The sequence below is a fragment of the Armatimonadota bacterium genome (assembly GCA_025059775.1).
Lineage (GTDB): Bacteria > Sysuimicrobiota > Sysuimicrobiia > Sysuimicrobiales > Sysuimicrobiaceae > Sysuimicrobium.
The window spans coordinates 1-13,310 of sequence record JANXCW010000006.1 but is presented as its reverse complement, the minus strand read 5'-3'; the positions used below and the strand labels follow the sequence as shown (position 1 = coordinate 13,310).

General features: G+C 67.9%; 13 protein-coding genes. All 13 read left to right on the top strand.

Annotated features, from left to right (window positions below; translation table 11 throughout):
- Window positions 1-9: 9 nt before the first annotated feature.
- Window positions 10-912, top strand: coding sequence for an ABC transporter permease (locus N0A24_05805; GenBank protein ID MCS7172902.1), 903 nt, complete (start codon window positions 10-12; stop codon window positions 910-912).
- A 65-nt stretch (window positions 913-977) separates the two neighbouring features.
- A complete protein-coding gene (locus N0A24_05800; protein ID MCS7172901.1) occupies window positions 978-2,015 on the top strand; it encodes an ABC transporter ATP-binding protein in 1,038 nt (345 codons plus the stop codon).
- An 11-nt stretch (window positions 2,016-2,026) separates the two neighbouring features.
- On the top strand, window positions 2,027-3,097 hold the full coding sequence (locus tag N0A24_05795) for an ABC transporter ATP-binding protein (protein ID MCS7172900.1): 1,071 nt from the start codon (window positions 2,027-2,029) through the stop codon (window positions 3,095-3,097).
- 86 nt (window positions 3,098-3,183) lie between these two features.
- Window positions 3,184-4,191: an adenosine deaminase gene (gene add, locus N0A24_05790; GenBank protein ID MCS7172899.1), complete on the top strand. Its 1,008-nt coding sequence runs from the start codon at window positions 3,184-3,186 to the stop codon at window positions 4,189-4,191.
- Window positions 4,192-4,269: 78 nt separating this feature from the next.
- Window positions 4,270-4,884: a TetR/AcrR family transcriptional regulator gene (locus N0A24_05785; protein MCS7172898.1), complete on the top strand. Its 615-nt coding sequence runs from the start codon at window positions 4,270-4,272 to the stop codon at window positions 4,882-4,884.
- Window positions 4,881-6,260, top strand: coding sequence for an isochorismate synthase (locus tag N0A24_05780; GenBank protein MCS7172897.1), 1,380 nt, complete (start codon window positions 4,881-4,883; stop codon window positions 6,258-6,260). The genes N0A24_05785 and N0A24_05780 overlap by 4 nt, the downstream gene beginning before the upstream one ends.
- The gene (gene menD, locus N0A24_05775; GenBank protein MCS7172896.1) at window positions 6,257-8,035 is read left to right on the top strand and encodes a 2-succinyl-5-enolpyruvyl-6-hydroxy-3-cyclohexene-1-carboxylic-acid synthase; all 1,779 of its coding nucleotides are present in this window, start codon (window positions 6,257-6,259) and stop codon (window positions 8,033-8,035) included. Before N0A24_05780 ends, menD begins: the two co-directional genes overlap by 4 nt.
- Before the next feature lie 9 nt (window positions 8,036-8,044).
- Window positions 8,045-8,875, top strand: coding sequence for a 1,4-dihydroxy-2-naphthoyl-CoA synthase (menB, locus tag N0A24_05770; protein ID MCS7172895.1), 831 nt, complete (start codon window positions 8,045-8,047; stop codon window positions 8,873-8,875).
- Between the two features lie 5 nt (window positions 8,876-8,880).
- Window positions 8,881-9,780 (top strand): 1,4-dihydroxy-2-naphthoate polyprenyltransferase, encoded by a 900-nt coding sequence (locus tag N0A24_05765; protein ID MCS7172894.1) that lies wholly within the window; start codon window positions 8,881-8,883, stop codon window positions 9,778-9,780.
- The gene (menE, locus tag N0A24_05760) at window positions 9,777-11,246 is read left to right on the top strand and encodes an o-succinylbenzoate--CoA ligase (GenBank protein MCS7172893.1); all 1,470 of its coding nucleotides are present in this window, start codon (window positions 9,777-9,779) and stop codon (window positions 11,244-11,246) included. The genes N0A24_05765 and menE overlap by 4 nt, the downstream gene beginning before the upstream one ends.
- A gap of 42 nt (window positions 11,247-11,288) precedes the next feature.
- On the top strand, window positions 11,289-11,732 hold the full coding sequence (locus tag N0A24_05755; GenBank protein ID MCS7172892.1) for an OsmC family protein: 444 nt from the start codon (window positions 11,289-11,291) through the stop codon (window positions 11,730-11,732).
- 100 nt (window positions 11,733-11,832) lie between these two features.
- Window positions 11,833-12,681, top strand: coding sequence for a Fe-S cluster assembly ATPase SufC (gene sufC / locus N0A24_05750; protein MCS7172891.1), 849 nt, complete (start codon window positions 11,833-11,835; stop codon window positions 12,679-12,681).
- Window positions 12,682-12,693: 12 nt separating this feature from the next.
- Window positions 12,694-13,310, top strand: a 617-nt coding sequence (locus N0A24_05745; GenBank protein ID MCS7172890.1) for a Fe-S cluster assembly protein SufB, incomplete at its 3' end; no start/stop codon positions are given.

The window sequence follows — 13,310 nt, the reverse complement described above, 5'->3', positions numbered from 1 at the left end:
GGGGAGAGGGTGTCCCGTCCCGTCACCGCGGTTCGCAGGACCCACCCCGGGCCGGAGACGGTTGCGGCGGGCCGGAGCTACGGACGGGTGGCCCTACGGCGCCTCCGCCGCCACCGGCTCGCCCAGGCGTCCCTCGTGGTGATCCTCCTGCTCGTGGGCGCCTCCGTGCTCGCGCCCTGGATCACGCCGTACCGCTTCGATCAGATCGACCTCACCCACCGTCTCAGTCCACCCAGCTGGAGCCACCCCCTCGGAACGGACGAGCTGGGACACGACGTGCTCACCCGGCTGCTGTACGCGGGCCGGGTCTCCCTCACGGTAGGCCTGAGCGCCGCGGTGGCCTCCGCCCTACTGGGAACGGCGGTGGGTCTTCTGAGCGGGTTCTACGGGGGGTGGGTAGACCAAATACTCATGCGGCTTGTGGACATCCTGCTCTCCATCCCTGATCTCCCCGTCCTCATCGTCCTCTCCCGGTACTTCGGGGGGAGTCTGGGGGGCATCATTCTGGTGCTGGTGGCCTTCGGCTGGATGGGAACCGCACGCCTGGTGCGGGCGGAGGTCCTGAGGCTCAAGAACCAGGAGTTCGTGTTGAGCGCCCGGGCCCTGGGGGCCTCCTCCGCCCGGATCATGGTCCGGCACCTGGTGCCCAACGCCCTGGGGCCTGTGATCGTCTCCGCTACCCTGAGCGTGGGGGGAGCCATCCTTACGGAGGCGGCCCTGTCGTTTTTGGGGATCGGAATCCAGCCCCCCACCCCCAGTTGGGGGAACATGCTGCAGAATGCCCAGGACTTCATCTGGCGTACCCCACTCCTGGCCCTCTGGCCGGGCCTTATGATCTTCGTGACGGTCCTGTGCTTTAACTTCTTCGGGGATGGCTTGCGGGATGCCCTGGACCCCAGGATGCGGCTATGAAGGACTTCCGAGGTCCCGTGCCGAAATCCGGCCAAAGCGTGCAGCGAGGAGGGTGAGGTGAGCAGATGGCGGAGCCGCTTCTCTCGGTGCGAAATCTCAAAACATACTTCTACACGGATGAGGGGGTCGTAAAGGCGGTGGACGGCCTCAGCTACGACCTCTATCCGGGAGAGACCCTGGGGATCGTGGGCGAGAGCGGGAGCGGCAAGAGCGTGCATGCCCTCTCCATCATGCGGCTCATCCCGAGCCCTCCGGGCAAGATCGTGGACGGCCAGATCCTCTTCCGAGGGCAGGATCTGCTGCGGTTGCCGGAGGACCAGATGCGCCAGATCCGTGGCAACCGCATCGCCATGATCTTCCAGGAACCCATGACCTCCCTCAATCCCGTGCTCACCGTGGGTGAGCAGATCGCGGAGGCGGTCATGCTCCACCAAAGGCTAGATCGTCGGGCTGCCTGGGAGCGGGCCATTGAGATGCTGGAGAAGGTGAAGATCCCTTCCGCCCGGGAGCGGGTCCGGGACTACCCCCACCAGTTCAGCGGGGGGATGCGGCAGCGGGTGATGATTGCCATGGCCCTCTCCTGCAATCCCGATATCCTCATCGCGGACGAGCCCACCACCGCCCTGGACGTCACCATTCAGGCCCAGATTCTGGACCTCATGCGGGAGCTACAGAAGGAGTTCGGGATGGCCATCATCCTCATCACCCACAACCTGGGGGTGGTGGCGGAGATGTGCGACGACGTGGTGGTGATGTATGCCGGCAAGGCCGTGGAGCACACGGACGTGTACCGGACCTTCAAGGAACCCAAGCACCCCTACACGTGGGGGCTGCTGCAGTCCATCCCGAAGCTCTCGGAGCGGACGGAGCGCCTCGTGCCCATCGAGGGGCAGCCCCCGAGCCTCATCGACCTGCCCCCGGGGTGCGCGTTCGCGCCCCGGTGTCCCTTCGTCATGGAGGTCTGCACGCAAGCGGATCCGCCGGACTATGGGGTGGCCGCGGACCACACGGCGAAGTGCTATCTCTACAGCGAGCACGCCACCGAGGAGGACCGGCGGGTGGCGGCCCAGGCGGGGCTGTTGGCGAGCACCCGGGGAGTCTAGGAGGGAGCCCTATGGTGGGGAACACCATTCTGGAAGTCAGGAACCTGGTGAAGCACTTTCCCGTCACGAGGGGGTTCCTCTTCCAACGACAGACCGGTGTGGTGCGGGCGGTAGATGGGGTGTCCTTCACCGTCCGAGAGGGGGAGACCCTGGGGCTTGTGGGGGAGAGTGGGTGCGGGAAGACCACCCTGGGTCGGGTGATCCTTCGGCTGCTGGAGCCCACGAGCGGAGAGGCCATCTTTCAGGGTCGCAACATCTTCCAGCTGAACCGGGAGGAGCTACGGCGGCTGCGGCGGGACATGCAGATCATCTTTCAGGACCCGTACTCCTCCCTGAACCCCCGGATGACGGTCGGGGATATCGTGGGGGAGCCCCTGGAGATCCACCGGCTGGCCCGCGGCCGGGAGAGGATCCGCCGGGTGCAGGAGCTACTGGAGATCGTGGGGCTGTCGCCCTACCACATCAACCGGTACCCGCACGAGTTCAGTGGTGGGCAGCGGCAGCGCATCGGGATCGCCCGGGCGCTCGCGGTGAACCCCAAGTTCATCATCTGCGATGAACCCGTCTCCGCTTTGGACGTCTCCATTCAGGCCCAGATCATCAACCTCCTGCAGGAGCTGCAGCGGGAGTTCCGGCTCACGTACCTCTTCATCGCCCACGACCTGTCGGTGGTGAAGCACATCTCGGACCGCATCGCGGTGATGTACCTGGGGAAGATCGTGGAACTGGCGCCTGCGGATGAGCTCTTCGCAAACCCGCAGCATCCGTACACGGAGGCGCTGCTGTCCGCGGTTCCCATCCCGGATCCAGAGATCCGGAGGGAGCGCATCCTCCTACCCGGAGACGTGCCGAGCCCCGTGAACCCCCCGAGCGGGTGCCGGTTCCACACCCGTTGCATGTACGCGGTGGACCGCTGCGCCGTGGAGGAACCCCGCCTGGAGGAGGTGTCCCCCGGCCACTGGGTGGCGTGTCCTGTGCGCCCCTTCCGGCACCAGCGGAGCCGGGCCGCGGTGGTGCCCAAACAGGGGAGTGCACTCCCCGCCGGTTCCGCGGAGTCAGGGGCCTCCACGCCGTCGTCGTGAGGAGGGACAGACCTGGGGGGTTGGATTGTTGGGGCGTGTCCCTCCGGGTATAATGCAGCCAGCCGGCGTCGGTGGGAGGCGGCCCCATGGCGGAGGGTGTTCCGGAACGGGCCATTGTGGATCTTCCGAAGATCGAGCTCCACGTGCATCTGGAGACCTCCCTGCGCCTGCGGTCCCTTGCGGAGCGGGCCCGTATGGATCCCATCGCGGAGCCCTACCTGGTGAGCAATCCCCACCGGTACCATGGGTACGATCGGCTCCGTCGGCTGCGCTATATGAGCCGAACGGGGAAGGTCCCCGACTACCTGTACACCCGGGAGAACATCGCCAGCATCACCTATGAGCTCCTGCAGGAATCTGCCCGGCAGAACGTGCGGTATGTGGAGATCCGGGTGGGTGGTCGCCGCGGGTTCGCGCTGCTCGGCGTGCGGGGGATGCTGGAGGCGGTGGCGGAAGGGCAACGGCGGGCCCACCGGGAGTTCGGCATCCACGCCCGTACCGTGGTGACCATCGTCCGGGAGCGGGGCCCGGAGGCGGCCGCGGAGGTGGCGGAGGTGGCGGCGGAGTGCGCCCGCAGCTGCGGGGTTGTGGGGATCGACATCGCGGGCGATGAGGAGAACTTCCCCCCCCTTCTCTTCAAGCGCACCTGCGAGATCGCCCGGGAGGCGGGTCTCGGCATCACGGTGCATGCGGGGGAGTTCTCAAGGCCGGCCTCCATCTGGACCGCCCTCTACCAGCTGGGTGCCACCCGTATCGGCCACGGATTTCGGGCCGTGGAGGATCCCCATCTCGTCGCTTACCTCCGGGATCACCGGATCACCCTGGAGGTGTGCCCCACCAGCAACCTCCGGCTGGGCGTGGTGCAAAGTCTCCGGGAGCATCCCCTCCGGCGGCTGTACGAGGCGGGTGTTCCGGTGACCATCAACACCGATGATCCTATGCTCCTGAGCACTTCCCTCACCCTGGAGCTCCGCAAGGTGAGCCGGGAGCTGGGGTTCACCCTGCAGGACCTGCGCCGCCTCATGCGGTTCGCCGCAGAGGCGGCCTTCGACCGCAGAACAGCCCTCGAGGCTTTCGAGGCCGCCGCCCGCTAGCGGCTCCCTTGTTCCTTTTCCGTCTGGGCTGGTATGCTGGAGGCGTTAAGAGACCGACTGGTCAGTCAGCATCGGACCGTGCGGCGAGCGGAGCTTGCGCTCCAGAAAGATCGAACCCGGACCCGGATCCTGGAGGCCGCCCGACGGGTGTTCGCCCGGAAGGGCTATCACGGCACCCTCATGGAGGACGTGGCTCGGGAAGCGGGGCTCTCCAAGGGCGCCCTGTACTTCCACTTCTCCAGCAAGGAGGACCTCTTCCTGAGTCTCGTGGAGGAGGCGGGGGTGCAGCTCGCGGAGCGTGTGACCACGGCCATCGCCGCCGCCCGGGGCGGGGAGGCGAAAGTGCGCGCGGCCTTGCAGGCGGCCGTAGAGGCCTTCGCGGAGAACGAGGATCTGACGCGTCTGGTGCTGGTGGAGTGGGTCGGGCTCAGCCCGGAGTTCGAGGAGAAGCGGTTCGCCCTGGAGGTGGCCTTAGCCCGCCTGACCCAGATCCACCTCGAGGAGGCCGTGGCAGAGGGCAGGATTCCGCCGCAGGATACCTCCTTAGTGGCCTTCGCCTGGCTGGGCGCGATCCGCGCGCTCGTGGTCCGATGGCTCCACACCCATCACCCCGAGAGACTGGTAGACCTTGTGCCGGCCCTCTCCGGACTCCTCCTGCGCTCCGTGGGCTTCCGGCCGGAGGGGGAGCCGTGAGGGGGCGGGAGTGTGTTCTGGATCGGGCTTGGGGAGCGCTCTCGGAGGAGCTCCGCGCTGTGGCCCGCGGTGCGCGGGCCGGCCGGGCCCTCGTGATCCGCGTCCCGGCACCGGGCACGGATCCCTTGGACCTGTTGGAGTGTGCCTCGGGGGAGGTGGGCGATGCTTGGTTCTGGAGGTCTCCGGATGGACTTGTGTTCGTGGCCCTGGGGCGCGTGGAGGAGATCCCGCAGGCGGGGCCGGATCGGTTCTGGGACCTTACCCGCGCCTGGCACGAGATCCTTGGGAGGGTGCCCTCTCCTCTAACCCTGTGCGGGTTCTCCTTCCATCCCGACGGCCCGCGCTCGGAAGTGTGGCGCCCCTATCCCGCGGGGGTGCTCCTTCTGCCACGCCTGCTCCTCGTGCGCTCGGGAGCCGGTGCCGCCACCCTTAGTCTGATCCTCTCGGCTGGAGAGGACCCGGCTCCGGTGCTTCGCGAAGTGGAGCGGTGGCTTACCGGCCCCTCCTCCCCCGCTCATTTCCCTTCCACCGCGGAGGTCCGCCCAGTGCCGGAACCCGGGCGGTGGAAGGATCTGGTCCGGTGCGCGGCGGAGGCGGTTCGCAGGGGGAGGCTGCGAAAGGTGGTGCTGGCACGGGCGATGCGTCTCCGGGCAGGAGGGCTCGCGGCTCCGCGGGTCCTTTCTGTGCTTTGCGCGCGCTATCCGGGGTGCACGGTGTTCGGCGTGCGGCGGGCCGACCGGTGGTTCCTGGGAGCAACCCCCGAACGGCTCTGTCGGGTGCGGGAGGGTGTGGTGGAGACCATGGCCCTAGCGGGGTCCGCTCCCCGGGGGCAGTCGGAGGAGGAGGAGTGGACCCTGGGGAGGAGCCTCCTCGAGAGTCGGAAGGATCTGGAGGAGCACCGGATCGTGGCGGAATACGTACGGGATCGGCTCCGGCCCCTCACCAGGACCCTCCAGGCGACAGGCCCGGCTCTGCTGCGAACCGGGGCCGTTCAGCACCTCTGTACCCGCGTCCAGGGAGAGCTCCGGGAACCTATGCCCGTGTTGCAGATCGCGGGAGCTCTCCACCCTACCCCTGCCGTAGCGGGACTCCCCCTGGATCAGGCCCTGCGGTGGATCGAGCGGGAGGGGCTGGACCGCGGGTGGTACGCGGGGGTCTTGGGCTGGATGGATGCGCGGGGAGAAGGGGAGATGGTGGTGAGCATCCGCTCTGCCCTGGTGGCCGGACGGGAAGCGTGGGTGTACGCGGGCTGCGGGATCCTTGGGGATTCCGATCCCGAGCTGGAGTACGCGGAGTCCGAACTGAAGATGGCGTCGATGCTGGAGGCCCTGACGGTGGTCTCCTCGCAGGCCCACCCCGGGGGGGTGCGGGGATGAGTGCTCCGGAGGTCGCCACCTACACCTTCCTTCGGGCATTCCTGGACGAGCTCGCCCAGGGGGGGATTCGGCACTTGTGCTTGTGCCCCGGCTCCCGATCCACACCCCTCGCCCTCCTGGCGGCTCGGCATCCCCTGCTGCGGGTATGGGTCCACCTGGACGAACGCAGCTGTGCCTTTTTTGCCCTGGGAATGGCGAAAACCCTGCGGGCTCCCGTGGCGCTCTTGAGCACCTCGGGGACCGCGGCCGCCAACTTCCTCCCCGCCCTGGTGGAGGCCCGCCACGCCCGCGTGCCCCTCGTGGTGCTCACCGCGGACCGCCCCCACGAACTGCGGGACTGCGGAGCCAATCAGACCATCGATCAGGTGCACCTGTACGGTCGCCATGCGAAGTGGTTCGCTGACCTTCCCCCGCCAGAGGAAAACCCCTCGGCTCTCCGGTACGCGCGATCCGTGGCTGCCCGCTGCGTGGAGCAGGCCACCGCGCTGCCCTCCGGACCCGTACACGTGAACGTGCCGTTGCGGGAACCGCTGCTGCCCGCCCCGGCACCGAAGGGGGCGTCCGAGGAACCACCTGCCGCATACCGCCGCGGCCCGTACACACGTCTGTGGCCCTCCCGGCTTACCCCGGAGCCAGACGCCATCGCGGGGGTGGTGCGCATACTCGCGGGGCGAGAGCGAGGCCTAGTGGTTTGCGGCCCAGAGGATCATCCCCGCTTCTCCCGGGCCGTGGTGGCGCTCGCGGGCGTGCTCCAGTTCCCCATCCTGGCGGATCCCCTCTCCCAGGTGCGGTGTGGGGAACACCATCCTGGCCTCGTGGTGGACACCTACGACGCGTTCCTCCGGGTGGAGGACCTGTGGGATGCCCTGCGGCCAGAGGTGGTCCTGCGGTTCGGCGCAGCCCCTACCTCCAAGCCGCTTCTGCGCTTCCTCGCGCACCACGCGGAGGTGCCGCAGATCGCCATAGGCCCGGAAGGTCCCCTGGACCCGGATCGGGTGGTCTCGGACTTCGTGCGGGCGGACCCCGCGGCTTTCTGCGAAGTCCTCCTGCAGGCGCTGCCTCCGGAGACCCGTCCGACTGGCTGGCTCCGGTGGTGGCAGGAGGTCAACCGCGTGACCCGAGAAACCCTGGACCGGGCCCTCTGGTCCGTACTGGAACCCTTCGAGGCCCGGGTGTTCCGAGAGCTCGCGGAGCTGCTTCCGGAGGACACGCTCCTGTACGCGGGGAACAGCATGCCCGTGCGGGACCTCGACGGATTCTTCCCGGCCCTGCGGCGCCGGATCCGGTTCCTCGGCAACCGGGGCGCGAGCGGCATCGACGGAGTCGTCAGCAGCGCCCTAGGGGCTGCCGCGGTCCATCCCGGTCCCGTGGTGCTCGTCCTCGGGGATCTCTCCTTCTACCATGACCTGAACGGCCTGTTTGCCGCGTATCGGTACGGGCTCTCCGTCCTCGTGATCCTGCTGCACAACGATGGGGGAGGGATCTTCTCCTTCCTTCCCCATGCCGCGCTCGAGCGGTCTGAGTTCGAGCTTCTCTTCGGGACCCCACACGGCCTGGACTTCCGGCCCGCGGTGGAGATGTACGGGGGCACCTACGTGCGTCCCGGTGGGTGGGAGTCCTTCCGCCACGCGGTTCGGGAGGGCATCCTTCAGGGGGGGCTGCAGGTGGTGGAGGTCCGCACGGATCGGGCGCGCAATGTGGAGCTCCACCGGTGGGTGTGGGCGGAGGTTCGTTCTGCCCTTGTTCCCCATTTCGCCCAACTCCTCGCCACGTGAGGTGAGCGGATGCGCATCGCATGGAAGATGATCCGGGCGTACACGGATGTCCTCTACGAACACGGGCTGGAGGATGCCGCGGGAATTGCAAAGGTCACCATCAACCGGCCGGAGGTGCGCAATGCCTTCCGGCCGGAGACGGTCATGGAGATGATGGATGCCTTCAGCCATGCCCGAGACGACGCCTCCATCGGGGTGGTGCTGCTGACGGGTGCGGGGCGGGAAGCCTTCTGCTCGGGCGGGGACCAGCGGGTGCGGGGGCACGGGGGCTATGTGGGCTCGGACCGGATCCCCCGCCTCAACGTGCTGGACCTCCAGCGGCTCATCCGGATCCTTCCTAAACCCGTCATCGCCCTCGTGGCGGGGTACGCCATCGGCGGGGGCAACGTGCTGGCCACGGTGTGCGACATCACCATCGCCGCGGACAACGCCATCTTCGGCCAGACGGGGCCCCGGGTGGGGAGCTTCGACGCGGGCTACGGCTCCACCTATCTGGCCAGGATCGTGGGACACAAGAAGGCGCGGGAGATCTGGTACCTGTGCCGCCAGTACACCGCCTGGCAGGCTCTAGAGATGGGGCTTGTGAACGCGGTGGTGCCCGTGGAGCTGTTGGAGGAGGAGGGGGTGCGGTGGGCCCGGGAGATCCTGGAAAAGAGCCCGCTCGCGATCCGGTTGCTCAAGGCGGCCTTCAACGCGGACACGGACGGGCTCGCGGGGCTGCAGCAGCTCGGTGGGGACGCCACGCTTCTCTATTACCTCACGGACGAGGCCAAGGAGGGTCGGGACGCCTTTCTGCAGAAGCGCAAGCCCGACTTCTCCAGATTCCCCCGATTCCCTTGAGGACCGTGTGGGAAGCCGCACAGAGCCTCCCCCGTGGTCTGAGCCGATGGGTCCTGGCGGTGCGGCCCGCCACCCTGCCCGCGGCCGTCGCCCCAGTCCTCGTGGGAAGCGCCACCGCGGCCCACCTGAGCGCCTTTCACCTTCCCGCGGCCCTGGCCTCCCTGTGGGTGGCCCTGTGGCTGCAGATCGGCACCAACCTCGCCAACGACGTCTACGACTTCCTCCATGGCTCCGACCCGCCGCACCGCCTGGGCCCTCCTCGGGTCACGGCCACGGGACTTTTGAGCCCCCGCCACGTGCTCCTGGGCGCGTACGCGGCGTTTGGGCTGGCCGCCCTGGGCGGCCTGTACCTCGTGGCCTTGCGGGGGTGGATCCTCGTGCTGGTGGGCGGGACGTGTGTCCTCGCGGGCCTGCTGTACACCGCGGGTCCTTTTCCTCTCGGCTACCGGGGGCTGGGGGATCTGCTGGTCTTCGTCTTCTTTGGTCTCGTGGCCGTGGTGGGGACGGATTACGTGCAGACGGGAGTCCTGCGGGTCCGGCCCGTGGCCGCCGCGATCCCTGTGGGATTCCTGTGCACCGCCATCCTCGTGGTCAACAACCTCCGGGATCTGGAGACGGACCGGGCGACTGGAAAGCGCACCCTGGCCGTGCGCCTCGGCCGCACCGGCACCCGCCTGGAGTATCTCCTGTGCCTTGTGGGAACCTTCGCGGCACCCGCCTGGATGCGCGCCGCCGGCTGGCTGGGGGAGTTCTACTGGCTTCCCTGGCTCGGCCTTCCGTGGGCCGCCTCCCTCGCCCACTTCGTATGGACCCATGAGGGAGCGGCCTTAAACCACGCCCTGCGCGGTACTGCCCGGCTGCACCTGGTGCACGCGGCGCTGCTGGGAGTCGCACTCCTGGTATGACCACCGCGGACTGGCTGGCGGAACAGGCCCGGGTCCGCCCCGGTCGGACGGCCCTCCTGTGCGGGTCCGCGGCCCTCTCCTTCGGGGAGCTGGACGAGCGGGTGAACCGGGTGGCCCGGCGGCTGGGGGGGCTCGGGGTGGGAACTCAGGACCGGGTGGCCCTCCTCAGCCCGAACGGCCTCCCCTTCGCCGTGCTCGCCTTTGCCCTCACACGCCTCAACGCCGTGCTTGTTCCCCTTCACCCCCGCTTGACCGCGCCCGAGCTGTGGGAGCGCTTGCGGGATGCCCGGCCGCGCCTGCTGCTCGCCCACCCCGCGTTTACGGATCTGCTGCGCGGATCCGGCTGGGATCCCGTGGTCTTCCTAGATCCCGACCATCCGGACCTCCTCCCAGGGATTCCCGCAGACGCACCTTGGCCCTCCCGCCGGATCTCCCTCCAAGCCGTTCAGGGCATCCTGTACACCTCCGGAACCTCAGGCCGGCCTAAGGGTGTCCTGCTGACCTACGGCAACCATTATTGGAATGCGGTGGGCTTTGCCCAGCGATTGGGCGTAGCGGAGCACGACACCTGGCTCGCGGTCATGCCCCTATGCCACATCGGAGGGCTCGCCATCCTCTGGCGAGCCGCCCTGTTCGGCGCCACCGTGGTGATCCACGAAGCCTTCGATGCGGGTGCCGTGTGCGCGGAGCTGGAGCGCGGCCGGGTGACCCTGCTTTCCCTGGTCCCCACCATGCTGCGCCGGGTGTTGCGGGAATGGGGGCACCGGCCGTTCCCCGGAGTGCGGGCCGTGCTCCTGGGCGGTGGCCCCATCCCGCAGGACCTCGTGGCGGAATGTGCGGAGGCGGGGATCCCCGTGGCCCCCACCTACGGCCTCACGGAGGCCGCAAGCCAGGTGACCACCCTTCATCCCTCCGAGGTGGCGAGAAAACCCGGCTCGTGCGGTCGGCCTCTCCCGGTGGTGGAAGTACGGGTGGAGGAAGGAGAGGTCTTGGTGCGGGGGCCTACGGTGATGGCGGGGTACTGGGACCGTCCGGAGGAGACCGCGGCAGGCCTGCGGGAGGGCTGGCTGTGCACCGGAGACATGGGATACCTGGACGAGGAGGGGTACCTGTACGTCCTGGATCGGCGGGAGGACCGCATCGTGACGGGCGGGGAGAACGTGAGCAGCGCGGAGGTGGAGGCGGTGCTGCGGACGCATCCCGCGGTGCGGGATGCCGGGGTGGTGGGAATCCCTGATCCGGAGTGGGGGCAGCGGGTGGTGGCGGTGGTGGAACTGGCGCCCGGTGTGGCGGCCACGGAGGAGGAGTTGCGGGCGTATTGCGCGCGGTTCCTCGCTCCGTATAAGGTCCCCAAGCGCATCGGGTTCATGCGGGAGCTCCCGCGCACTGGCCCCGAAAAGGTGAACCGAGCCGCCCTCCGGGCGTGGGCACAGGAGGCCTTCGGGGAGGCGCCCGGGAACCGCTGAGTGTGGTATGTTTGGACATGAGTACATCCAGGAGGTACATCCATGCCGGAGATCGTACGGTCGGCGACGGCCACTTGGACGGGGGACCTGCGTAGCGGTGTTGGCAGGGCCAGCACCCAGAGCGGGGCTCTTCGGGAGATTACCATCACCTTCCCTTCCCGGTTCGAGCAGGGAGAAGGGAGCAACCCCGAGGAACTCATCGCGGCCGCGCACGCGGCCTGCTTCAGCATGGCCCTCTCCGCCCGGCTCTCCCAGCGAGGGGCTCCACCCCAGGAGATCCGCACGAAAGCCACCCTCTCCCTTCAGACCGGGGAGGGAGGACCCAGGATCCGGAGGATCCATCTGGAGACGGAGGCGAGGGTCCCCGGCATCGACGAGGCCACCTTCCGACAGGCCGCGGAGGAGGCGAAGGAGGGTTGCCCGGTGTCCACCCTGCTCAAACCAGGCCTTGAGGAACTCACCCTGGATGCCCGGTTAGTGCCATAAATCGGCCTTCCTTGACCCGTCTAGCCGGTCCCCCTACAATGGAACGGGATGTTCTTGAGTATTTTACTCAAGAATTCCCAGACTTCAGGAGAGGGTGGAGATGTCGGATCGTGCGCCGGATCTGGTAATTCGCAACCTGAGGGCCAAGGTGGAGGACCTGGACCGGGAGATCCTGCGGGGGGTCAACCTGGAGGTCCACAAGGGGGAGATCCACGCCATCATGGGACCCAACGGGTCCGGCAAGTCCACCCTGGCCAACGTGCTCATGGGCAATCCCTTCTACGTGGTCACCGGTGGGGAGGTCCTCTACAAGGGTCGGGACCTCCTGGAGATGACGCCGGACGAGCGGGCCCGGGCGGGCCTGTTCATCGCCTTCCAGTACCCCGTGGCCATCCCGGGCGTGAACTTCGCCTCGTTTCTGCGCACCGCCCTTTCCGCCCGCCGGGGATATGAGAACGAGCTAATCCCCGTGGCGGAGTTCCAGAAGATCCTGCGAGAGAAGCTGGAACTTCTGAAGCTGGATCCCAGCATCGTCACCCGCTACGTGAACGAGGGCTTTAGCGGCGGGGAGAAGAAGCGGGCGGAGATCCTGCAGATGGCTGTGCTGGAGCCGGAGATGGCCATCCTGGACGAGACGGACTCGGGGCTGGACATCGACGCGGTCCGGGTGGTGGCGGAGAACATCAACCGGCTGTTCGAGCAAGCCCAGGGCAACATGGGCATCGTGCTCATCACCCACTACTCCCGGATCCTGCACTACATCCGGCCGCACCACGTGCACGTGATGCTGGACGGACGTATCGTGATCTCCGGGGGTCCGGAGCTTGCGGACGAGCTGGAGCAGACGGGGTATGAGGGGTTGCAGGCCCAGTTCGCCCAGGTGGTAGCGGAGACCCCCGAGGACCGCCCCGTGCGGCGGGCAGGGAAGGTGTTCTGGGTGGCGCACTAAAGGAGGTGGACCATGGCGACGGCGAACCCGCTCGGCATCGACCTGGACCAGTACAAGTGGGGCTTCCGGATGCCCGAGAACTACGTGTTCAAGTCCCGCAAGGGCTTGAGCCGGGAGGTGGTGGAGGAGATCTCCTACCTCAAAGGGGAGCCGGACTGGATGCGGGCCTTCCGCCTGCACAGCCTGGAGGTGTTCCTCCGCAAGCCCATGCCCACCTGGGGCCCGGACCTCTCGAGCATCGACTTCGATGACATCTACTACTACATCAAGCCGACGGACCGCCAGGCCCGGAGCTGGGACGAGCTCCCCAAGGAGATCAAGGACACCTACGAGCGGCTGGGCATCCCGGAGGCGGAGCGGAAGTTCCTGGCAGGCGTGGGCGCCCAGTACGAGAGCGAGGTGGTCTACCACAGCCTCAAGGAGGAGTGGGAGAAGCTGGGCGTCATCTTCGTGGACACCGACACCGCGGTCAAGCAGTACCCGGACCTGGTGCGGGAGTACTTCGGGACCGTCGTCCCCCCGGAGGACAACAAGTTCGCGGCCCTGAACTCCGCGGTGTGGTCCGGGGGGTCGTTCATCTACGTGCCCGCGGGGGTCAAGGTGGACATCCCCCTGCAGGCGTACTTCCG